The following is a 22,603-nucleotide window of genomic DNA, read 5'->3' as shown; positions in this document are numbered from 1 at the left end:
TTCTCATAGTAGTTGCCTTGAAAAAGGGGACACTATGAAAACATTGGCGATCGAATTTGGGCATGCGATGCGCAAAATGAGAAAGCATAAAGGCTTATCTCAAGATGAGTTGGCATTACGTGCAGAAATTGACCGCAGCTATATCGGCCGTATAGAACGAGCAGAGGTGAACATCACACTCGATATGGTGTACAAGATTGCAGAGGTGCTCGACTGTGAGCCAAATGAGTTGCTACCGAGTCGAGCATATCTTGAAGGTCAGGAGTCGTCTAAAGCTTAAATACAGCCACGTTGTTTATAGCTGGCTTGCCACTCTTTAAAAAGCTCTGAAAGCCTAGCTTCATTTTGCTTCACGCCAGATGTCCTTTTTACTTTTGCTTTTAATTTGGATTTGGCTTTGCCTAAGTCAACACCCGACAGCTCTTTACTGTACATCTTTGGGGTAACATGGCTGTAGTGCTGTTCAATCATGGCAATACTGGTGCCACATTGCTTAGCTAGTACCTCCATGCTGACCTTACCAGACATCAGTTGCCATGTTATGTAGGTGTGGCGCAAAGAGTAAAGTGTTCTCAGACCATGTGGGGATGATTTTAAACCGACTTCCGATACAGCTTTATCGAAGGCTTTACTGAGTTCATTGGTGGTTGAACCATCAGCTAGTCGAAACAACTTATCTGTGGGCTTTCTGTTTGGGAAACGCTCTCGTAACTCTTGGACGCTAGAAAAGATTTCATCACGACAGACGACTTCTCGGGTGCCTGTGTGTTTTACCGTTTTCCCCTTGGTCACGGTAATATAGAAAATAATGTTGTGTTCATTGGTGTCTATATGGATATCGCCCCACGTGAGGCTTTCCATTTCTGTGCCGGGTCGAATGCCAGTATTAACTGCAAACTCCATGTAATCCATTAGTAGTTCACGAATTTGGCGGGTTTTCTCTTTACGGCTGTTTTGCTCCAGTTGCATGACTGCATCGAAAGCCTTTTCATATTCCTCAGATGAGAAATGCGCTCGGCGTTGTGACTCAGCACCTTTAGCTGACAGTGAAGGTACTTGAGCCGCTAACATCCATTTATGGTTAACGGCTTCTTTGAATACCAACTGCATTGCTGCATTGTGATTGAGTAGGGTCGATTTAGCGGGAACTCTGGCGAATTGCTCTGTACGCCATTTATCAAATTCATGCAGCTTTTCACTATCAATCGAGGTAATGTAAGTACGGTCGAAAAAGGGGATGTGGTACTTACGCAAGACCTGGATATAGGTCTTGTAGTTAAGCGTACCCGTATCATTGTCAAGATCCGCTTGCATGGTGTTAATCGCTTTTTCAGCTACATCACGAAAGCGTTTGGAGCTCACCAGCAGATTTCGTTCTGCCATGAATTGGTATTCCATCTGAAGCCGATAGGCCATGCCTATGGCTTTCTCTTTTTCTTTCTGCTTGGTGGCTTTAGTGTGCCACTTACCAGCGACTTTGATACGGGCATACCAACGCTCGCTGTTGTCTTGCAAGTAGATGTATAATTCGTCTGAAATGTCGTGTCGTTCGACCTGTTTGCTCATAGTCTGCGTCTAATGTTGTTTTGCAAAGAATTTGCAAAGTTTCTACTTTATAACGTAACTCAATGAAAAATAAAAGCGATAGTAGACGCGTTATATTCAAAATCCCCCGCCCTTAAAAGCGTGTCGGTTCGAGTCCGACCTCTGGTACCACTTCTCTTCTTGTTTCAAGAGTGAGAAACATAAACCGACCTAGAGTCGGTTTTTTTGTGCCTGAAATTCGCCTTCCTTCGCCTTTCTCCCTTGGTTCAGCGAGAGCCATCTTCCATTGCTTGCTGCAATCGAATGTTGCCGAAAATGCCCCAGTGGCTCTGGCTTGGAGGCTCTGGCAGATCCCAATAATGCGCGTCTATCCGGCTTTTCTCGCCGCTGAAAGCGTGTCTGTGACGCTCAATGACAGGTTAGTCGAACGCATCTGGGCTCGGCCTGCATTTGCCATAGATTTTATGAGGAAAAGGCGCTTAGCGCGCCTTTTCCTCGAAGCAGACTCTTGGCCACTCAGCTCTGCAGTATCTGCAGTGGCAGCGCCAGGATGGCGTCTCCCTGGGTGGCGAAATACCAGATGATGCCTATCAGGGCGGCGACAGTGAGCAGGTACCAGGCGCCGGAAAACAGCTGGCCGTATCTGTCCAGCGGCAATAGATGACTCTGGTGACGGTGGCGCCATTCGAAGACGATTTCCAGGCTGCCGATGAGCAGCAGGAAGCCGAGCAGCGCCAACCCCAGGCTATAACTCAGGTAAACCCCTATGGCCGCGCCCAGGATACAGGCGACCAGGCCAGTGATGCTATTCATGGAGAAGCTGATGCTCTTGAGTATATGGCCGCCGTCCAGGGGCAATATGGGCAAGAGGTTGAAGAGGTTCAGCAGGGCATTGAAGGACGCCAATCCGGCAAAGAAGCTGTTGCCCGTGACTTGGTAGGCGACCAGGGATGCCAGCGACAGCAGCAGGCCGAAGCTGGGGCCCATGATGGAGATCACCACATCCTGCCAGCGGGTATTGATCTTCTCATCGCTCAGCGCCAAGCCACCCATGAAAGGGATCAGGTAGATGCCTTTGGTCTTCATGCCGAAGTATTGCATGGCGCGTATGTGGCCGTATTCGTGGAACATCAGGCAGGCGATGAGTGCGATGGCAAATTGAAAGGAGAACATCCAGGAGTAGGCGGCAATGCTGGCGCCGGCCAGCACCACCTTGATGACCTTGGCGCTCTTGAGCAGCTTGAAACCCAAGGAGGCCAAGCCGGCCAAGCCCAGCCTGGGTTTGGCCTCCGGAGCCTGCTCCGGAGTCTGACGTTCTATATCCTGGCTGGTGCGGCTGCCCTGGGCTATCACTTCATCGTCCTGCAGCAAGCGGTAGTCCAGCTTGAATGGCTGCCAGATGAGATCGGTTTCCAGGCGGATCTGTATCGTATCGCCGGCGGCCTGGGCTTGTGGCTCTGTGGCGGCCTGTGGCTGCTGCGCCAGCTCGAACACATGTACCCTCAGGCCATGATTGTCGGCCGCGGCCGACTTTTGTGACACCAGATTATTGTCCCAGAATAGCTGTTGCCAGCCGGCCAGCGAGCCTTCCAATCTCAGGGTCTTGCCCAAGCAATCTATCTTAAGTAGTTCCAAAAGTTATTCCATTTCCAGCTGATTGTGAACTCGGCCCTGACGGTAGGAGCCTTGGCTATGCGCGACCAGTGTAGCGAATTTATTTCGTGTCTGCATGCCTGAAGGCGGCGCATGGGGGGTTGGGATGGGGGAGAGGGCTACAGATCTGTTTCTTCGAGGTATTTCACCAGCTCTATGCCCTGGGCTATGCTGGTAAATGCCAGTTTGGCTACGCAGCAATGGCCGGCGGCCATGGCGTGTTGCCTGACAAGTTTGATGAAGTCGGATAGGGGCATATCGGACTCAAGTTGTTGCAGCGAGGCCAATTCGGCCACCGGGGCAGATATCGGCATGCCGGGCGCCGGAACTATGGCATAACGCCGGCCCCGACTGTCCAGGAGCCTGTCGTCACGGTGAAAACCATGTTGGTACAGGCAGGCGAGTTCTATCCAGTCCCTGTGGCTATTTAGGTAGATGAGTTCATCGTGTTGCGCCAATTTGACCACGGCCGGCCAGTGAATGCTGGACATATCCCCTCCGTTTGCAGGAGTGCAGTGTCACCCATGGGCCGACGTTTGTCTATTATGTTGCCATGGATATGGCATCATTGGCCCCGGTTGGAGTAATCGAACACCAGTTCCTGATCTTTGTTGCTTATGCTGCAGGGGCCATATTCCCTCTGGGTCCGTTGGAATGCCGGACCTATGTGCAGCTCGACGTTGACGAAGATCTGTTTCCCCGCCTCTATGCGGTACTTCTGGTAATAAGCCTCGACCTCTTGCTTGCAGTTGTCGTACTCGAGTTCTTCCTTGAGTTTCTCGGTCGTGATCTTCTGCTTCTCATCCAGCATCATGCGTACCTGTTCGACCATGGCCGCATCATTCTGCCATTCACTCTTGGGCGGTAGTTTTCTGAGTCTGGCTTCGATATCCAGTGAGACCCGGACTATGGCCTTGACGCTTTCGTCCAGCAGCTTGAGTTCCTGTTTGAGCTCGCCCTGGTTCATGGCACAGAACAGCTCGGTGCGGGTGCCTGCGGTAGCCCCTATCACCACGGCCTTGATACCTTGGGCCGCCCGCGCCGTGCCCCCGACCAGATCGCCCCGACGGCCGTTGGCATCGCTGACCGTGATGCTGGCTTCACTTTGGGTATGACTGTGGAGCAGCTGCTTGGTGACCAGCACATCGCCCTTGGCACAAAGATTCGAATACTGCACGAATTGGGCGCAGATCTGCCCCTTGGCCTTGATATGGGTCGAGAGTTCCTGGGCCTTGACCAGGCGGCCTATCACCCCCTTGCTGACCACTATGTCGCCATCGGCCTCCAGGGTGGCGGAATCGACGAAGCCCATGACGGTAATATCGCCGCTGCTCTTCACTCTCATGCCTTCGTGGACGTCACCCGTGATCAGCACGCTGCCCTTGAAGTCCACATGGCCATAACCCACATCGACATCCTTGATATGCAGCACGTCATCGACCTGCATGCCGCCACGGGTTTCGACGGGTTGTCCTGCGACTGTGGCTATCAGTTTGAGGGGATTGTCGGGGGCGAGGCTGGTACCATCGCCCGGGATCAGGGGCGCGTCTTTCCCCGGCTTGGCGGCCAGCACTTCGCCGTGAATATTGTAGCCATCCGTACCTGGGGTGGCCGGGGTCTTCAGCATCAGCAGCTCACCGGGTCTGACCATGATCATGGCGCCCAGGTTGCGCATATCTACTGTGCCATCTTCCATCTCCTGGGGTTGCAACAAGCGCTCCCTGGCGAGTGAGACTTTTCTGTCTACCACAGCATCCTGGCCGTTGATGGCGGCCTTTCCCTGGGCTATGTTGCCCTGGCAGGATTGGCCAGGTGCCAGCTGTGCCAGCTGTTGCAACAAGGCCTGGATCTTGGCCTTGCTCAAACCCATGGTTACCTTCTGGTCCTTCAGCGCCGTGAGTATCTCCGGCAGACCCACCTCTCTGCCGCCCCAGGCTGAGGTGAGCGTCATGCCGGCATGCATCTTGTCTGCGTCTATGTCCAGCTTGATCTCACCATCGCGGCGCTCGGCGATGACGAAAAACAATTCATGTTGTCCAGGATCTTTGCCACAGAGGGCATTCACTTCCTTACAGACTCTCTCTATGGAAGTCATATTGGGATAGAGGGAGTGAAATCCCGGGAAAGTGAGGAGTTGTAATAGGCTGTCGGTATTTATCGGGCCGTGAACATTGGGAATAATGCGCAATTCAGCCTTGCTGCTATCATCGCTTAGCTCAATGAGTTCTGGATCCAACATGAATCATCCCTGGTAAATGAATTGTTATTTTTGTTAAGGGTTACCCAGTATAACAGCAGAAAGTTTAACCAACTAAGGCTTTTATCCTATTCATGGCGGGAGAGGCATATGGACCCGCCGGGTTCAGCCGGGGTGCCGATAATAGTACAGCTTGTATTTGTTGTTCTCGGCCGTGACCGAGACCTTGCCGAACTGGGCGGCTATGGTGTCAGAGTAGGGCAGATGCCGGTTGGCGACTATCTGCCACACACCTGCGGGCAACAGGCGTTGATTGCTTTCGCTGACGAAGCGGGTGGCAATATCCGTCGTGCTCTGGAGGCCGTCGTGGAATGGCGGATTGGATATGATACCGGCGAACTTGCCTTCGACCTGTGCCAGTCCATCCGAGGGGTAAACCTTGGCCTGCATGCCGTTGGCGGCCAGGGTTAACTCGCAGGAAGCCAGGGCCATCGCATTGATATCTATGCATTCGAGTGCCAACTCGGGTTGTGCCTTCAGGAGGGCCGCCGTGATGACGCCGGCACCGCAGCCAAAGTCCAGTACCCGGCCGGTTAATGTCGGCAGGTGTGCCAGCAGGAGCTGGGTGCCTGGATCCAGGCGTTTCTCGCTGAAGACCCCGACGAGATTGCAGATGCTTATCTGTCCCTGTGGCGTCTCCAGCTCGTATTGACTCACCCAATCCTGCAGCGCTATGGCGGGCGCCTTGGCTGTCAGTTGGCTGCTGTACAGCAGGCAATGCCTGGCATTGTCCCGTTTCATGGCCGGGGCGAAATAATCCGGCAGCAACTTGGGCAAGGACTTGATGCCGCCTTTGTTTTCGCCGACGACCAGCAACCGCCCCCCGGGTTTCAGATGGGTGGCGGCCAGGTTGAATAGGTAGGGAGCCAAAGGTTTGGCCTTGGGGAAATAGATCACTACTGTATCGAAGCTCGCCTCATGGGGCAGCTTGTGGCCGAAGCTGCAGTTCAGCCTATCGCCGCCGTGGGGCTGGAGTTGCAGGTGGTGATGGTAATCCAATGCCAGTGCTTCGACCCGGTTGGCAAACTCCAACAGGCGTTTGGGGAGGAGATCTGCCTCATAGTTGAGGACCAATACCTCTTGATCGACGAAGAGATCGCTGTTGCGGAGCAGAATTTGCGATGGATTTGTTAGCACAGTTGTGGATACCCAAATAAAACCTGGGGCGCATTATAGCCTATCGCTCAGGGATACTTCAGCCAATTTTCGTTAACCGGGCCGGGGCGGTCAGGGGAGGTAAAGCGAGCGGAAACGGCGGCCAGGCCCGGGCTTGGCCGCCGTTCGGCTAGTTTTTCTTCGGCTTGGGCATCAGGCTGAAGATCTTGTTGGCAAGGTCGGTATTGTCCTGATGACCATTGAACAGCTCGGCCGCCGGGCCGGCGGCAAATACCTGCACATCGGTCGCCGTGTGTCCCGAGGTGGTCCAGCCTGTATGTGTGCGTTTGTCTATCAGGTGTTTGATGGCGCCGGACATGGCTTCCTGGCCCTGCATCCTGGCTTTGGCCAGGAGCAGGAACTCATCGTGATCCGGCGTGAAACCTAAGTGGCTGCCAAGTGCTTCCTTCCAGCGCTCGGCCTCCATGGCCTGCTTCGCCAGGCTGTCCGGGCTGGCCGAGAGCGAGCGCAGTATTGCCGGCTCCCACAGGTATTTACCTTCGGCGCCGATGGACAGGCCCCCTGTGTTATGGTCGGCAGTGACCAGCATCAGGGTATCCGGATGTTGGCGCACGAACTGTTCGACTACTTCCACCGCATTGGCGAAGGCGCCCATCTCGCCCATGGCGCTGGCTATGTCATTGCCGTGGCCGGCCCAATCGATCAGGCTGCCTTCGACCAGGAGCACGAACCCCTGCTGGTTCTGTGACAGCAGCGCCAGTGCCTTGGTCGTCATGGCGCTGAGTCGTTCGGCGCCGGGATCATCCAGGGCCCATGGCAGTTGTACAGGTGCAAACAGCCCCAGCAGCTTGGGGGCTGTGACAGCCTCCAGCTCGTCGAAGTGGCTGATATGCCGATAGCCTTTGGCGGCAAACTTGGCCAACAGGGGCGCGGGGAAATAGTCCTGACCGCCGCCCAAGAGCACGTCTGCATCCGTGTCCAGATAGCTCTGGGCAATGGCATCATAGTGCTTGCGGCTGTCGTTGTGGCTGAGGAAGGCGGCCGGGGTCGCATGGTTGATCTGCGAGGTCACAGCCACTCCGGTCGACATGCCGCGCGCCTTGGCCTTCTCGAACAGGGTCTGCAGCGGTTGTTTCTGGGGATCGACCGAGATGGCACCATTGTAGGTCTTGACCCCTGTGGCCAGCGCCGTGGCGGCGGCGGCCGAATCTGTCACATAACCGCTGACACCGGCGGGATAGGTGCTCGCCATGCCGACCAGCAGGCGGTCGAACACTGTTTGTTCCACTTCTTCGGTGTCCGGGTTGTCTTTGAAATAACGGTAGGCCGTGGTGTAACTCGGGCCCATGCCGTCGCCTATCATGATCACTATATTCTTGGGGCGCGAGGGGGCCTTGGTCAGGACGCTGGCCGTCTCGGCGTTGGCCACCAAGGCCAGGGGCAACAACAGGCTGACACTCAGCAGCCAGAGGCTGGCTCTTTGAAACTTCATGGTTGCTATCCTAAAAGGTTAAGCCTGAAGGCGGGCTTCTATGGCGTCCATCAGCATGCCGGCGATGTCGACATCGAAGGCGGCTTCTATTTCACGAATGCAGGTCGGACTGGTGACATTGATCTCTGTCAGCTTGTCGCCTATCACGTCCAGACCGACGAAGATCAGCCCGCGTTTCTTCAGCTCAGGGCCTATGGCCCTGGCAATGGCCCAGTCGCTGTCTGACAGGGGTTGGGCGACGCCGCTGCCGCCGGCAGCCAGGTTGCCACGGGTCTCGCCTTTCTTGGGAATGCGCGCCAGGGCGTAGGGCACGGGTTCGCCGTCGACCACGAGTATGCGTTTGTCTCCCTGGGTGATGGCCGGGATAAAGGCCTGTGCCATGGCATATCTCTGGCCATAGTTGGTCAGGGTTTCTATGATCACCCCGAGATTGGGATCATCTTGCTTGATACGGAAGATCAGGGTGCCCCCCATGCCGTCCAGCGGCTTGAGTATGATGTCACCCTCGGCCTGATGGAAGGCCCGGATGCGGGCGGGATCCCGGGTCACTATGGTATCCGGGGTAAATTCGGAGAACCAGGCGGTGAATAACTTCTCGTTGGCATCACGCAGACTCTGGGGCTTGTTGACTATCAGCACCCCTAACTCTTCGGCGCGCTCCAGCATATAAGTGGCGTAGATGAATTCGGTATCGAACGGCGGGTCCTTGCGCATCAAAATCACGTCAAGTTCGGCCAGCTCTGTGTCTATGGCTTCTTCCAGGCTGTACCAGTTGTCGGCGTCCTGCCGCACTGTCAGGGCGCGCATCTTGGCGGTGGCGACACCGTTGACCATGGCGAGATCTTGCATCTCCATATAAAACAGCTGATAGCCGCGGGCCTGAGCCGCCAGCAGCATGGCGAAACTTGAGTCTTTCTTGATGTTGATCTCACTGATGGGATCCATCACTATGCCGAGTTTTATCATAGAAGCTTGTCCTTTTGGCTCACCCATGGGTGATGCGGTAAAAAGTAATCTGCAGCGCCTTAACCTAAGGCGCTGTTAACCTAAATCGCCGAACCTGAGTTGCAATGCGGTAATCGCCGTCAAGGAGGCGGTTTCGGTGCGCAGGACCCTGGGGCCCAGCAGCACTTCGGTAAAGGCCTGCTCTTCGGTCATGGTAATTTCCGTGTCGCTCAGGCCACCCTCTGGGCCGATCAACAATCTGACCCTGGGGTTGCTCAGTGTCAGGCCATTGATGCCATGGGCGGCCCTGGGATGCAAATTCAGCTTGAGCGCCTGGGTGTCTTCGCTGCACCAGGCTTCGAGCTCCATGGCCGGGCGCACCAGCGGGACCCGGCTGCGACCCGATTGCTCGCAGGCGCTGATGACAATCTTCTGCCATTGCTGAATTTTCTTCTCCAGCCGCTCACCGCTGAGCTTGACCCCGCAACGGGCGGAAAACAGCGGTGTGATGGTGCTGACGCCGAGTTCGACGGATTTTTGAATGCTGAATTCCATCCTGTCGCCGCGGGAGATGACTTGGCCCAGATGCAGGTTGAGCGGGGATTCCGCATGATTGTCCTCACAGCCGAGGACTCGGACCGAGACGGATTTCTTGCCGGCCTCGGCGATCTCTGCGAGGTAATCTTTGCCGTCGCCGTTGAACAGGCTGAGCCGTTCGCCGGCGCCCATACGCAGTACCCTGCCGATATGGGCGGCGCCGTCTTCATCCAGTGGCATAGTTTGGCCAACCGTGAGTGGGGAGGCTTGATAGATTCTTGGCACTCTCATGCTTGCATACGACCTTATTTGACTAACTGCTGCGCGAGCCCTGGGCTCTGGCATAACTGATTGACGAAGGGGTTGTGATTGCCCTGAGTTTGGGCTATCGCCGCATCGCGTTTGCACTCAATAGTATCAACTGGATAGCTTTTATCCCATGCCTGGAACAACTTTAATTGGCTCGACGCGATTTTCAAACCATAGGTCTGCTGCATATAGAGGTAGGTGCGGGCGATCTTACCTCGGCTGGCCGCCGGTGGCTGCGCCTTGCGTCCCTTGAAGTCGATCAGCATCTCGCATTGACCGTATTGCAGCGGCTGGCCATTCCACTGACTGAATCTGAAGTTGCTGCGATCGCCATTGACTTCGCCTATGGCGGGCACCAGGTTATGCAGATCCGCCTCCATCCTGGCAAATTCCCTGCTGTTTCTGGTGCAGTTCTTGCGCCCGCCCGCTTGCCAGCATTGCAGCTGGTGGCCAAATTCCCACGCCGGCACTATGTGCTCCCATTCGATGCGGTTGGCGCGAGTCGCCTGCTTCCGTACCCGATAGCCGCAGCTGGCCAGCACGGGTTTCCAGGCCTTGCCGGCGATCTTGATATCGCAGCCACAGTAGAAGCTGCTGGCGGGCAAGGATCCGGAGTAGAGGGTTTTGGCCAGGTGTTTGGCCTGAGTGAAGTTGGCCGGATGGCTGCCCTTGGCTTGCGCCAGGTTGAGTACCAGGCATAGGCCGAGTCCCAGCGCCAGGCGCCAGGCAAGCCGGGGGGAGAATGAAGAATGCAAAATGAGTCCCTAATGAATGACTGCGCAGATCTGGGATCTGTCTGTTATGGGCGTGATGTTAAGGGATCATCCGGGCGGGATGCAATCATGGTCGCGCGTTATGGCAGGTTACCCTTGCCTTGCCTGTTGCAATCTTTGTCCACAGCGGCGACAGGAATAATGGCTTTGACCGCGAAGCACCTTGTTGTGGCGCCTGATGCTGAGCTTGAGCTCACCGCAGTCACAGAGGTAGCTCACTCCGGTTGGGGTCACAGAGGCTGTGCTGAAACTGTGGGTGGTGCTGGGCGTCTGCTTGAATAGCTCCAGCATCATGGTCTGCCATTCCCGGCCATGGGGTTTGACTCTGCCATAGAGCCGATGGCAGAGCAGGTGGCAGATCTCATGGGGGACCACTTCATTTATGAAGGCCTGGGCATTTTCCGCCAAGAGCACGGGATTGAACCTGAGACGGTTCTGTTGTAAGTGTGCCGTGCCGGCACTGCGACCGCGAAGGGCAAAGCTTATCTCGGGGCGGGGAAATGACTGTTGCAGCGTATCTTCTGCCAGGCGATAGCAGGCGTCGACCTTGGCTTCAAGTTCGGCCGTCAGTTCAGCAGGAACTGCCTCATGGCCGAGAGGTTTATTGGCCCGGGGCTTTTGCCGGCTTTTTTTCTGGGGGGAAGGCGGACTGGCGACCCGGCCCAGGCCCGCCAACAGGCGCAGAGAGTTCAGCATCTTATTCAGGCATCTTGTTCAGCTTTGCGGCTCGGTGTTGAGGTGCAGTTCAGACTGCACAGGAATAAAAAAGGCACGGGGATGATACCCCATGCCCAAGTTTCAGGCGAGTGGCGATGAGCTGTCCTGGTAGCAGCTATGCCCCCTAAACTTTCCCGAGGCTGTCGGTCTGCGGAGCGCAACGGCTTTACCTGTGGGAAAGGATCCTCATACAGCGCTTGGGGCACCGCCACGCCACTGACACGCGCCATTACTTCTTTGTAGCGCTCCTCGGCAAACCACATCCTTGTTGAACTGCCAGTTCGGCAAACATGCCCATATATAATGGCCAGTTCAGCTTCCTTGCTTCTTGTTCGCGGTTATATGGCTGAAGCCATGCTCACCCTTGCCTCCTGCTCAAATCGTTTCATTGCTTGATACTTCGCCCTGCCTCAGAAGATCAGCCGCGCGACGGTGCCCGGCACTCGCCATGTGTTGTCGCATATTTCAGGCGTTGCTTGTGTGTCAAATTGCGGCGATGGCGATCGAGTAGCAGACATTGTTGTTAGTCGGATTACAGGACAGCTAAATCATTGATCCTAATTATGCTCCATCGCATGGTATCGCACATAGGCACGCCATAAACTCTTCCCTGAGGGCTCCACCACGCCATCCCTGGCGCAGAGGGCCTACTTAGCGATACCCTGCTGGTCCTGTCAAATGTTCGACAATTCAGAACAGCCATATAGCGAAAGTGACTCGACATTCAATACCAGGACAACAACAGTCACTTTCGCTTTTGCCCGAAAGTGTTTAGGCTGTCCCTGAATGTTGCTCAAGGTGACCTTATAGACCAAACTATTCCATTGGTCTACACACTGGTATTACAGTGACACGCTGCAAGTACCTCCTTGTATGCTCGACCGTGACATCCCTGTTACGGACGGTCCCTCACGCGCCAAGACGTAACTTATATCTTTTAGCCTCGTGTCATGTCGTCGACTCGAATGAAGGTCATGAAGTACCCGAAATAAAGGCGAGTGATACTCCAAGCCCCAGGAAAGGAGCAGCTGAACATCAAAAATATTTGGCTGTTCCTTAAAACTCCGTCTCTGATAGCCCATAAATGTGCATGTTTCCATGCAACACCTCGTATAGGGTCATGGTTATGTTGCTATATTGGGTGCTGTCGTAGCTTGAAATTTCTTCGAGGTTAAATGCCTCAGTACGTGATAGTTGCCCACTACTGAGATCACGGTATCGAATGTCATAACTTCCCGCAGTAACTTTACTCAGGGTAAAACGCCCGTGAGCTGGAATGAAAAATATACGTACAGGAAATGCCTGCGGTCCATCCAGTGATACCAATTTTACGAATACATCAGCATTGTTTCGGCTGTTATCGACAGTTACCGTCGACAGACCATCCGCATTAGTGCGGTGATAGCCGTGTACATAGTTTGCACCAATTGGCCACGGCTCTCCATTTGGAGCTGTTGTCGGGCTGACGTATGAGGGCTTTGGTGCAGGCGCGTGCTCTGGATTGGCTATGTATGGCTTGGGACCTAGCGGGGGAGCATTGGACTTGTTACTTTGGAGGGCACTCCATACAAGTGAGATTGCGATCAAGGCAATCAGACCCTGAACATAGAGCGGACGACGGAGAAGTGCCCAAGAATCTTTCAGGCGAATAGCCTTGCCACTTTTGCCAAGTGCAGCAAGAAGCTCTTCAATCTCTTTAATTAACCATACGTCTTCGTGAGTATTTTCATAGCCGAAGGCCTGCATCAATTTCGTAGATGCTTTGTCAGGTTTAATTTTCAGTGCGAGATCCAGTGCGTCAATTGCGATGGCGCGTGCCATGTCAATTTTTCCAAGCATGGCGAAGATCCTGGCTTGATGTGCGGCCAAACGGGCATTGATGTTGTGTGGTCGTTCTCCGCCGAGTAAGTTTGCACAAATGGCTTGGAACGAGTAGATAAAGCCCCATGGAATTCCCCACCATCCAAGCAACCATGTTACGACAGTGGCCCGCAAGGCTTTCTTTTCGGCGCAAGAGCTACAAAATATTCCCTGAATTGGGGTACGGGTTGTCATAAAGATGAAGCTCTTCACTTCGTAGAAGATTGCGTATCGCGGCTGCGCAGTAACTTTGCCGCACACTGAACACATGATGAGCTCTGGCGGCGTTTCGGAAGAGGTGGTATTGCTGCTCTTCGCTTCAACTGAAATCGTGTCGTATTGCGCACGTGCCAATGGGTCGCTGAGTATGTTGTATGCTTCGGTTAGAATTTGAAAGTCTTTGGTCGCATTCGGAGATGTATTGCGATCTGGATGAAACACTCTGGCCTTGCGGCGATATGCGATCTTAATTTCTGCTGCCGATGCAGTGGCAGGAACTTCCAGAATAGAGTAATAACCCTCGGGATCCTTCGTACTCATAGTACTCGCGACCTATCCTTGTTTGTTAGGTTTTCTATATAACAAACTGAATATAAATGGCATATATCTTTGAATATTAATGGCGTTACATATTCAAAGATAAGTAATTTAGCTTGAGCTAAAACGATAGAAAATTATTCTAAGAGTAGCAGTTGCTACGGGCAAGGGTCAGGGCTTGAAGAACTCTTTTTATACTCAGATGCCGAGGCGGAACACAGAAGTTGGCCCAGGCGCAACAGTACGAAAGTCCACGGTAGCTGATTGGTTGCAAAAGATGTGATGCCCTGACACGCTTCAGCAGTGGCGTCCGATTGCTATGTATGCTGTAGCCATAGGAGTGTAAGGGCAGGCATAACTCTCCATGTGCTACATTCTGCACTTGAAGAGGTGGGAATCCAGTGTAGGCGCGGATGTGACCTTCCAAAGCAGGGATGCTTTGGCAGAGCTCACACGGATGTGCTTGCAGCGGGTCACAGCAGTGCCTGCACATGGTGAACTGCAGGCAGTTGATCTTCAATAGAAAAGATTAGCATTGTACTAACCTCTATTCTTCAGTTCAAAATCCTGTGCCAAAGAGAACAGGGATAGGATGGCTTAGTTGTATGCCTCGTGCGCTTGATGCCGCGTTTCCCAGGCCTTCTCAATAAGCTGGCTTGCAACTGAGAATGGACACTGGGAGCGCACCAGCAACTTTTTTAATCACACACCTGGCTGCTACAGGGCGCCGACGGCGGCTTGGATCATGGTGCGGGCCTGTTCGACTATCTCTGTCTCTGTGGCGGCATCATAACCTGTGACTTTGGGCGTATGAATATGGCCGACAGCCATGTTGTCGCGCCCAAACTGCTGTTGCAAGAGGATGGCGCGGTAGGAGATCTCATTCGACAGATAACCGCCGCCTGAGCCTGCGACCGAGATGGCATCCTGCAGTTCGCCGAGCGAGCTAGCCTCGAATTCACCTCGACTCAGGCTGCTGACCTTATGGTTATCATGTATCTTCCAGCGACCTTCTACGGCTTGCATCGCCGCCACCGGCAGGGAAAACTCCACGAACTCGGGACCATTGAGGCTGGTGCCGTTGAGCATAGGCGGCTTGGGAGCTGTCTTGCCGGCACCTGTGAGCACATTGAGGTTGTCCGGCGCCGCCGCGCTGCGATTGCGTCCAGGGAAGCGTTCCAGATCGAAATCGTCCCGGCCCATGCTGACCGTCAGCACCATCTGCAGCTGATTCTCACGGTATACCGGGGTCAGCAGAGATTCTATTATGCCCTGATCGAAATCGGCGAAACGCACAGGGATCATCACTGTCTCTACCTGGGCCTGTTTGCCCCCGACGCTGAACTTGTAGCCATCGAGTGCCAGGGCGAGCAGGCCCGAAGGATTGCTCTGGCCGATATTCCGGTCGAGGAAGAAGGGGTCGAAGCCTGTCAGCAGTATCTTGATCTGGACATCATCATCGTAGTGGATGTCACTGAAACCGCGGGAAGATTTTTCCACCGCCTTGTTCAGTATCTCCCGCTGCCATGGAACCAGTTTGAAACCGGCCGGCAGCAGGTCGAGGCGTTGTTCCATGGCCAGACGATTCCAGTACAGGGATCTGTCGTCCGGGTGACCCGACTGCACATCCCTGACGGCCTGTTGCCACAGGCGCAACCCCTGATGGGCCACGGCCTGAGTCAGTTTGAGTTCATCCGTATGTTGCTGGAACTGGCTCTCGAGTCCATCTGTGAGCGCCTGATAACGTTGGACTACCGTCGGCATCGAGTCATTGGCCGTTGCGAGCCTGGCGGTTTCTACATCGTTTTTTGCCTGGGCGCAGAGGGAAAAGCCACAGAGAGTGGCGACGCACAGCAGCGATGAATAGGGCTTGCCCATGGAAAAACTTCCTTATGTCATTTTTATTGTGGCTACCAGTATTCAGTAAGCCAGAAAATTTATCTATCTGAAATGTGTCCGGGGCGTTGAAAAAACATGCCTGGCCGGGGCGAACCGCGCCATGGGGCTGCCGGACCTGGACGGCCATCTTTATGCCATTATTCATCCCCGGATTGCCAGAGTCTGGCGCCTGTCCGGGTGCTATCTTATTGGTCATGCAGGAATAAAAGCGAAACAGGGTATAAAAATGCGACTATTAGTGATCTTGGGCCTCCTCTGTGCGGGGCAGGTGAATGCCATGGACTGGCAAGAGACCCGCAACTGGGATGCCATCTTCAAGCAACATAAGGCCAAGGGCGTGTTTGTCTTATGGAATGAAACGCGAGCCGAGGGGCTGACCAACGACAGCAAGCGGGCCAACCAGGGCTTCATTCCTGCCTCGACCTTCAAGATCCCCAACAGCCTGATAGCGCTGGAACTTGGGGTAGTGAAAGACGAACGCCAGGCATTTCCCTGGGACAAACAGGTGCGGGATATCGCCAGCTGGAATCGCGATCAGACCTTTGTGTCGGCGATGAAATATTCCGTGGTGCCCGTCTACCAGCAGATAGCCCGTGACATAGGCGAGCCGCGCATGGCGAGTATGCTGACCTCGCTGGGATACGGCAATGCAGATATAGGCGGCGCCCTGGATCGCTTCTGGCTCGACGGTGAGCTGAGGATCTCGGCGCTGCAGCAGATAGATTTCCTGCGGCGTCTGTACCATAACCAGTTACCCCTTTCCGAGCGCAGCCAAAGGATAGTGAAGCAGATGATGCTCACCGAAGCCAACGCTGATTACATCATACGCGCCAAGACAGGTTATGGCGTCAGCCTTAAGCCGGCGGTGGGCTGGTGGGTGGGCTGGGTCGAGCGCGACGATAACTCCTACTTCTTCGCGATCAACATAGACATGGCCTCTGCCGAGGCATTGCCGCTGCGACAGCGCATCGCCAAAGAGATACTCGCAATGGAGCATGTCCTGTGATGGCCCCGGAACTGACCTCGGACGAAGTGTTGCAGTATCCCCCGAGAGGCTGGGGGCAAACACTGGCGAGAAATGGCGCCTATGTCGCCGTCTGGGGGCTATTCATCCTCTGTCTGCTGTCGCTGTTCAGGCCCATAATCCAGACGGGGTTTTACCCCCTTTAATAGCCAAACCACAGAGCAAGCAGTGGCGACGGCACTGCAGCCCAGACAGCTGAGACCGGAAAACACTAAGACGCGGAAACAACAGGGCATGGCTGTCTGGGCTTGCGGGATCAGCCCATCAGTGACAGCAGTGACTCCTGACTGGCGAAGCGTTTGGTGAAGAAGTCCAGGAACACACTTATGTTGGTCGCCAGCTGGCGGCGGCTGGAGTAAACCCCATACACCTTGAAGGCTTCTATCGGCCATTCCTGCAGTATGGGCACCAGGTTGCCGCTGGCCAGTTCATTCTTGCAGGCAGAGTTGGACAACATGGCGATACCGAAATCATCCAGTGCCAGTTGTTTCACCATGATGGCGCTGTTGACCCTGACCTTGCGCTGGAAGCTGACCATGGTCTTGCGGGTGCCCTTGCCCAATGGCCAGATGGGCGCCGAGCGCGAGGTGCCGAGCAAGATGCCGCTGTGTTCGGCCAGTTCGCCCGGGGTGGCCGGGGTGCCTCTGGCCTTCAGATAGCCGGGGCTGGCGACCAAAATCGGCTGCCGTTCGAACAAGAGTTTGGCGACCAGATCCGACGACTGCAGCGGCCCGTACTTGATGGCTATGTCATAGCCTTCACCCACCAAACCTATGTCATTATCGGTAAATTGCACATCCAGTTCGACATTGGGGTAGAGGCGCATGAAGCCGCTGCAGAGATTGGCGATCAGCTCCTGGCTGAACGACACGGGAATGGCGATACGCAAGGAACCCGAGACATCATTGTGTGTGTATTCTATGGTGGCCTTGGCGGCCTCCACTTCCAGGCTAATTGCATCACAATGTTGAAAAAACAGCGCCCCGACCTGAGTTAGGCTAAGATTTCGGGTATCACGCTGCAGCAAACGTACCCCAAGCCGTTCTTCCAGCTGGGCGACTTTACGGCTAATGGTGGATTTTGGTAATCCGGTTTCGCGGGCCGCCTGAGAGAATCCCTTGGCTCTGACTACTGCAGCAAACAGCATCATCCCGTTTAAATCTGGCATGTTATTCCTACTGTCTCAATAATGGAACAAAGCGTCTAGGGCAGTTTAATGGCATTTGACGGGTGAACAAAGTTATATTTATTGGCTAAAAATTTTCAGAGGCTAAGCAGAGGATCTTTTGATGACCAGCAATAATCAGCCCGCACACACGACTCAAGTTCAAACTGCCGACCCGCTCTTTTTACAAGCCGAGCACCTGGCGAAAGATTTTTCTCTGTTTCCCAAGCATAGCAAGCAGAGTTTATCGGAAGAAATCAAAGGCCTCTTGGGCGACGACGCCATCCAGGCCAACCTCAAGAATTTGGCTTCCCTGGATGTTGACGGCTATGTGACCAAGGTCATTCAGCCTACCCAAGACAAGAACCGTCCCGGCGCCAAGCGCATCATCGCCGATCTCAAGGGACGCCTGATCACAGAGACGCACCTGGGATCTTTCTACAGTGCCGAGATCGAGCTGAACTTCGGTACGCGCAGTCGCCGCGTCGGTTTCATCGCCCAGGAGCGCACCACGGCCAACGGTGCCTGGATGCCTGAGCATCACCTGGCCGCCTGTAAGGCGATTCGCCATTTCGCCGAATTGTCCATGCCCATAGTCTATCTCATCGACACCCCGGGGGCAGATGCCGGCGAAATCGCCAACAGCCAGAACCAGGCGCATTCGATTTCCAAGGCCATCGCCGAGAGCGCCAATGTCGACGTACCTACTGTGGGTATCGTCATAGGTGCCGGCTATTCGGGTGGTGCCATTCCACTGGCCGCGGCCAACATACTCCTGTCGCTGCGTGACGGCATCTTCAACACCATTCAACCCCAGGGTCTGCAGAGCATAGCCCGCAAGTACAACCTGTCATGGCAGGAATGTGCCAAGTCTGTCGGCGTGTCGCCGGAAGAGCTTTATACCTCGGGTTGTATCGACGGCATCATAGACTTTTCGCCTTCGGACAGGGACGAGCGTCAGCACAACCTGCGCCGCGCCATCATCAGCAGCATAGAAGCGGTAGAGCATGCGGCGGTGAACTTCGTGCGCGAATCGGCCGATCTGCGCGAGCATTATGACCGCAGCCTGAAGCGTTTCCTCAATCCGTCGAAGAACCTGGCGGCGTTGGAGCTCAATGCCGAGCTGGCCGTGGCGAGCAGCCCGACCATGCATCACAACCTGTTTGGCAGCGCCTATCGTTACCTGCGCTACCTGACGCTGCGCAGCCGTATCCATTCCATTTCCCAGGAGCAATACGGTCGTCTGTCCAAGGCGAGTGTGCCCGAGGGCGACCTGCTGGCGCGTATCCAGCAGGAACAGGATCGTGTCTTCCAGGCCTGGTTATCCAGTCCGGACAAGCTGGTTTACGATGAAGAACTCAATAAGCTGTGGGGCACCTTCGCCGCCAAACGCGAAGATATCTCTGCCGAGCGTAATCTGCTGACCCGTTTCATCCTGGGTGAGCCGAAAGAGAACTACAAGAAGGCCCGCAAGGCGCTGCTGTTCAACATAGGTTGGTCTTTGTACCACAGATGGAAGAGCAATGCGGCCAACAACTTCAAGGGCCTGATCCAGTATCTGGAAAATCTGCCCAAGGAAGCGACTCAGGCGCCATGGCCAGAGCTGAACCAGCTGACTGTGCTGGACGTGGTCGTCAACGAAGAGCTGCGCGAGGATTTCATCTGGCAATGCCATAACATCCTCATCTTCAATGCCCTGTACGACAATGTTGTCGGCAACCTGGCCTCGATAGCCAAGGAAGCCATGGTGGCCAAGAGCCTGTCGCGTCAGTCGGTCGACAATCTGCTGCATAAGTCCATAGACCATGCGATTTCGACCCAGGACACGGCCAACGACAAGAACAAGTTCTACAAGTGGCTGAAGTACTTCATGTCTCAGTCCAACCGTGCCGAGTTGCTGACCCGGGTTGAACAGTGGAAGAGCGTCGGTTTCCCTCAGCTCAACGACAGCCTGTTCGTGGTGCTGACCTACTTCTTCGAACGCTTGCTGCCCGAGTATTTCGACAGCGAAGACAACACGGACAAGTACACGGGTGCCATCAACCCTGTGCGCATAGGTCGCCGTAAAGACTTCTGGAACCGTCTGACCATGGGTTATCAGGATCTGCTGATCCAGAAGGTGCTGCGTGACGAGAAGCGTCAGGGCAAGATGACCTGGGAAAATGTGATCCAGCAATTCTTCACCCACTTCGATGAGATCAACGGCGACAAGATGTCGGCCAACCTGCTGAACTTCCCTGGCTTCCGTCTGTCCATCGAAGATGCGATCGACAAGGGCATTCGTCCCTGTGGCCTGATCACCGGCTTGGCCGACTTCGAACATCAAGGCCAACAGCTGCGTGTCGGTGTCGCCGTGTCCAACACCGCCTTCCAGGCGGGTGCCTTCGATATGGCCTCGGCCGAGAAGTTCTCTGCGCTGCTGATCGAATGTGCCAAGCGTAAACTGCCGGTGATCTGCTTCATCAGCTCCGGCGGCATGCAGACCAAGGAAGGCGCAGCGGCGCTCTTCTCCATGGCCGTAGTCAACGATCGTCTGACCCGTTTCATCCGCGATAACGAGTTGCCTGTGCTGATGTTCGGTTTCGGTGACTGTACCGGTGGTGCCCAGGCGAGCTTCGTGACCCATCCTCTGGTGCAGACCTACTACCTGTCCGGCACCAACATGCCGTTCGCCGGTCAGATGGTGGTACCAGCTTACCTGCCTTCGACCTCGACCCTGTCTAACTATCTGTCTAAGGTGCCAGGCGCCATGACGGGTTTGGTGCATAATCCTTTCAGCAACACTTTGGATAGTCAGCTGGCGAGTATAGATCCTCTGATGCCTATGCCTACTGCCCAGATAGAGGATGTGATAGCCAACGCGCTGTCGACTCTGGTGCCTGAGGTGCAGGAACAGGAAGAAGTGATAGTCCAGGACGATCCGCGGGCGCTGATGAAGCCTATCGACAAGGTGCTGGTGCATGCCCGTGGCTGTACCGCGGTCAAGCTGATCCGCAAGGCCCACGACAACAACATCAAGGTGGTGTTGGTGGCGTCCGATCCCGACATGACCTCGGTTCCGGCCGACATGCTCCAGGATAATGACAAGCTGGTCTGTCTTGGCGGTAATACCTCGGACGAGAGCTACCTCAACGCCTACTCTGTGCTGAAAGTCGCCGAGTACGAACGAGTCGACGCCCTGCATCCGGGTATCGGCTTCCTGTCGGAAAGCCCACAGTTCGCGGCGCTGTGCGTCAACAACGGCGTCAACTTCGTTGGCCCGAGCGTGCATTCTATGACCACCATGGGCAATAAGTCGAACGCCATCAAGACCTCCCAGGCGCAGAATGTGCCCGTGGTACCAGGTTCCCACGGTATTCTGACCAATGCCGAGCAAGCGGTGAATGTCGCCAGCGAAATCGGCTATCCTGTGCTGCTCAAGGCGGTACAAGGCGGTGGCGGTAAGGGGATTCAGGTCGTCAAGCGTCCGGAGGACATGATAGGCCTGTTCCAGAAGACGGCTACCGAGGCGGCCGCCGCCTTCGGCAACGGCGATCTGTATCTGGAGAAATATGTGACCTCACTGCGTCATATCGAAGTCCAGTTGCTGCGCGACAAGTTCGGCCATACCAAGGTACTGGGTCTGCGTGACTGCTCGGTACAGCGCAACAACCAGAAAGTGGTGGAAGAGTCGGGTTCTACCATGCTGCCGGAAGAACTCAAGCAACAAGTGCTCGAGTACACCCGTGCGCTGGGCGAGGCCACAGACTATATGGGTGCGGGCACGGTCGAGTTTATCTATAACCTGGATGCCAACGAAGTCTACTTCATGGAGATGAACACACGTCTGCAGGTAGAGCATCCTGTGACCGAAGCGACCTCAGGCATAGACATAGTCAGCGCCCAGTTCGATATCGCCGCCGGTCGCTCCATCGAAACCTTGGAGCCTAAAGAGCAAGGTTATGCGATGGAAGTGCGGGTCACAGCCGAGAAGGCGGCCCTGGACAGCGCCGGCGTACTCCAGTTGATCCCCAACCCGGGCAAGATCACCGAGTGTGTGTTCCCTGAACATGCGGACGTGGAAATCATTTCCATCGCTGCCGAAGGCAAGGAAGTGTCGCCTTACTATGACAGCCTGATAGCGCAGATCATCATGCGCGGCGAGACACGTGAAGACGTGATCGCCAAGCTGTATGCTTACCTCGACAGCGTAGTGCTGAAAGGAATTGCGACCAACATTCCATTGCTCAAGTTGATCTTGAACGACGGTACCTTCAAGGAAGGCGTCTACGACACCAACTATCTGCCGCGCTTCATGGCCGAGCTGGACATTCCTGCGCTGATCGCCGAGATGGAAGCGGCTGCCGAGACTGTCGGCGTCGACACCGAGTCGCTGCGTGTCGGTGAGAGCAACGAGCTCAAGGTACTGGCCCAAGGTGCGGGGATCTTCTACACCTCACCTGCGCCGGGAGAAGCCGACTTTGTCAAGGAAGGCGATGTAGTGACTGTGGATCAGACGCTGGCATTGACCGAAGCCATGAAGATGTTCTCCCAGGTGACCCTGGCAGGCTTCAACCGTCAAAGTGCCATCCTCTACCCAGAGGACAAGCAGTATCGCATCGAGCGTATTCTGAACAGCAATGGTCAGCAGGTCTCCCAGGGTGATCTCCTGTTTGTGGTTTCGCCCGTAGAAGCCTGAGCCACTTAGCTGACTGCAGATTGACATTAAATACCCGCCAGCTGGCGGGTATTTTTTTGTCTGCCTCAGCCTGTGTTCGAAGGGAAATAGATGTGC

The 22,603-nt window shown here is 55.0% G+C and carries 17 protein-coding genes; 4 read left to right on the top strand and 13 right to left on the bottom strand.

Annotated features, from left to right (window positions below):
- Positions 1-34: 34 nt before the first annotated feature.
- A complete protein-coding gene (locus tag LZP73_RS06200) occupies positions 35-280 on the top strand; it encodes a helix-turn-helix domain-containing protein (RefSeq protein WP_234233602.1) in 246 nt (81 codons plus the stop codon).
- Here LZP73_RS06200 and LZP73_RS06195 read toward each other — a convergent pair.
- The 12 genes from LZP73_RS06195 to LZP73_RS06140 all read right to left on the bottom strand — a co-directional run bounded on the left by LZP73_RS06195 (position 277) and on the right by LZP73_RS06140 (position 15,619).
- The gene (locus tag LZP73_RS06195) at positions 277-1,566 is read right to left on the bottom strand and encodes a tyrosine-type recombinase/integrase (protein ID WP_234233601.1); all 1,290 of its coding nucleotides are present in this window, start codon (positions 1,564-1,566) and stop codon (positions 277-279) included. The two genes, LZP73_RS06200 and LZP73_RS06195, sit on opposite strands and share 4 nt — an antisense overlap.
- A 495-nt stretch (positions 1,567-2,061) precedes the next feature.
- Complete coding sequence (locus tag LZP73_RS06190; RefSeq protein ID WP_234233600.1) at positions 2,062-3,180, bottom strand: site-2 protease family protein; 1,119 nt, start codon at positions 3,178-3,180, stop codon at positions 2,062-2,064.
- Between the two features lie 137 nt (positions 3,181-3,317).
- The gene (locus tag LZP73_RS06185) at positions 3,318-3,689 is read right to left on the bottom strand and encodes a DUF4144 domain-containing protein (protein ID WP_234233599.1); all 372 of its coding nucleotides are present in this window, start codon (positions 3,687-3,689) and stop codon (positions 3,318-3,320) included.
- A gap of 74 nt (positions 3,690-3,763) precedes the next feature.
- Entirely contained in the window at positions 3,764-5,437 is a 1,674-nt protein-coding gene (locus LZP73_RS06180) for a DUF342 domain-containing protein (protein ID WP_234233598.1), read from the bottom strand.
- A 123-nt stretch (positions 5,438-5,560) separates the two neighbouring features.
- Positions 5,561-6,592, bottom strand: a complete 1,032-nt coding sequence (locus LZP73_RS06175; protein WP_234233597.1) for a methyltransferase — start codon at positions 6,590-6,592, stop codon at positions 5,561-5,563.
- A 148-nt stretch (positions 6,593-6,740) separates the two neighbouring features.
- Positions 6,741-8,063, bottom strand: a complete 1,323-nt coding sequence (locus tag LZP73_RS06170) for an alkaline phosphatase (RefSeq protein WP_234233596.1) — start codon at positions 8,061-8,063, stop codon at positions 6,741-6,743.
- Positions 8,064-8,081: 18 nt separating this feature from the next.
- Positions 8,082-9,029, bottom strand: coding sequence for a glutathione synthase (gene gshB / locus LZP73_RS06165; RefSeq protein WP_234233595.1), 948 nt, complete (start codon positions 9,027-9,029; stop codon positions 8,082-8,084).
- A gap of 75 nt (positions 9,030-9,104) precedes the next feature.
- Positions 9,105-9,836: a 16S rRNA (uracil(1498)-N(3))-methyltransferase gene (gene rsmE / locus LZP73_RS06160; protein WP_234233594.1), complete on the bottom strand. Its 732-nt coding sequence runs from the start codon at positions 9,834-9,836 to the stop codon at positions 9,105-9,107.
- Positions 9,837-9,850: 14 nt separating this feature from the next.
- Entirely contained in the window at positions 9,851-10,573 is a 723-nt protein-coding gene (locus LZP73_RS06155; protein WP_234234228.1) for an endonuclease, read from the bottom strand.
- A gap of 144 nt (positions 10,574-10,717) precedes the next feature.
- Positions 10,718-11,323, bottom strand: coding sequence for a SprT family zinc-dependent metalloprotease (locus LZP73_RS06150; protein WP_234233593.1), 606 nt, complete (start codon positions 11,321-11,323; stop codon positions 10,718-10,720).
- 1,077 nt (positions 11,324-12,400) lie between these two features.
- Positions 12,401-13,744 carry a J domain-containing protein gene (locus LZP73_RS06145; protein ID WP_234233592.1) on the bottom strand — a complete coding sequence of 448 codons (1,344 nt, stop codon included), beginning with the start codon at positions 13,742-13,744 and terminating at the stop codon, positions 12,401-12,403.
- 714 nt (positions 13,745-14,458) lie between these two features.
- Positions 14,459-15,619 (bottom strand): hypothetical protein, encoded by a 1,161-nt coding sequence (locus LZP73_RS06140; protein ID WP_234233591.1) that lies wholly within the window; start codon positions 15,617-15,619, stop codon positions 14,459-14,461.
- A 247-nt stretch (positions 15,620-15,866) separates the two neighbouring features.
- On the opposite strand from LZP73_RS06140, the gene blaOXA reads away from it, so the two are divergent.
- Together blaOXA and LZP73_RS06130 are read left to right on the top strand one after the other, a co-directional pair.
- Positions 15,867-16,646 carry a class D beta-lactamase gene (gene blaOXA / locus LZP73_RS06135; protein WP_442800716.1) on the top strand — a complete coding sequence of 260 codons (780 nt, stop codon included), beginning with the start codon at positions 15,867-15,869 and terminating at the stop codon, positions 16,644-16,646.
- On the top strand, positions 16,643-16,810 hold the full coding sequence (locus tag LZP73_RS06130) for a hypothetical protein (protein ID WP_234233590.1): 168 nt from the start codon (positions 16,643-16,645) through the stop codon (positions 16,808-16,810). Before blaOXA ends, LZP73_RS06130 begins: the two co-directional genes overlap by 4 nt.
- Before the next feature lie 110 nt (positions 16,811-16,920).
- On the opposite strand, the gene LZP73_RS06125 is transcribed toward LZP73_RS06130, so the two are convergent.
- Entirely contained in the window at positions 16,921-17,832 is a 912-nt protein-coding gene (locus LZP73_RS06125; RefSeq protein WP_234233589.1) for a LysR family transcriptional regulator, read from the bottom strand.
- A 121-nt stretch (positions 17,833-17,953) separates the two neighbouring features.
- On the opposite strand from LZP73_RS06125, the gene LZP73_RS06120 reads away from it, so the two are divergent.
- Entirely contained in the window at positions 17,954-22,507 is a 4,554-nt protein-coding gene (locus LZP73_RS06120; RefSeq protein ID WP_234233588.1) for an ATP-binding protein, read from the top strand.
- Positions 22,508-22,603: the final 96 nt, after the last annotated feature.

The sequence above is a fragment of the Shewanella sp. AS16 genome (genome assembly GCF_021412365.1).
In the GTDB taxonomy this organism is placed as follows: Bacteria; Pseudomonadota; Gammaproteobacteria; order Enterobacterales; family Shewanellaceae; genus Shewanella; species Shewanella salipaludis.
The sequence above is the reverse complement of the archived record's forward strand: the minus strand, read 5'-3'. Positions and strand labels throughout refer to the sequence as shown.

Excerpts from the sequence above, each read along its gene's own strand:
- LZP73_RS06200 (WP_234233602.1), top strand. The coding sequence starts at position 35 with ATGAAAACATTGGCGATCGAATTTGGGCATGCGATGCGCAAAATGAGA.
- LZP73_RS06195 (WP_234233601.1), bottom strand. The coding sequence starts at position 1,566 with ATGAGCAAACAGGTCGAACGACACGACATTTCAGACGAATTATACATC.
- LZP73_RS06185 (WP_234233599.1), bottom strand. The coding sequence starts at position 3,689 with ATGTCCAGCATTCACTGGCCGGCCGTGGTCAAATTGGCGCAACACGAT.
- LZP73_RS06180 (WP_234233598.1), bottom strand. The coding sequence starts at position 5,437 with ATGTTGGATCCAGAACTCATTGAGCTAAGCGATGATAGCAGCAAGGCT.
- LZP73_RS06170 (WP_234233596.1), bottom strand. The coding sequence starts at position 8,063 with ATGAAGTTTCAAAGAGCCAGCCTCTGGCTGCTGAGTGTCAGCCTGTTG.
- gshB (WP_234233595.1), bottom strand. The coding sequence starts at position 9,029 with ATGATAAAACTCGGCATAGTGATGGATCCCATCAGTGAGATCAACATC.
- rsmE (WP_234233594.1), bottom strand. The coding sequence starts at position 9,836 with ATGAGAGTGCCAAGAATCTATCAAGCCTCCCCACTCACGGTTGGCCAA.
- LZP73_RS06150 (WP_234233593.1), bottom strand. The coding sequence starts at position 11,323 with ATGCTGAACTCTCTGCGCCTGTTGGCGGGCCTGGGCCGGGTCGCCAGT.
- LZP73_RS06145 (WP_234233592.1), bottom strand. The coding sequence starts at position 13,744 with ATGAGTACGAAGGATCCCGAGGGTTATTACTCTATTCTGGAAGTTCCT.
- LZP73_RS06140 (WP_234233591.1), bottom strand. The coding sequence starts at position 15,619 with ATGGGCAAGCCCTATTCATCGCTGCTGTGCGTCGCCACTCTCTGTGGC.
- blaOXA (WP_442800716.1), top strand. The coding sequence starts at position 15,867 with ATGCGACTATTAGTGATCTTGGGCCTCCTCTGTGCGGGGCAGGTGAAT.
- LZP73_RS06125 (WP_234233589.1), bottom strand. The coding sequence starts at position 17,832 with ATGCCAGATTTAAACGGGATGATGCTGTTTGCTGCAGTAGTCAGAGCC.
- LZP73_RS06120 (WP_234233588.1), top strand. The coding sequence starts at position 17,954 with ATGACCAGCAATAATCAGCCCGCACACACGACTCAAGTTCAAACTGCC.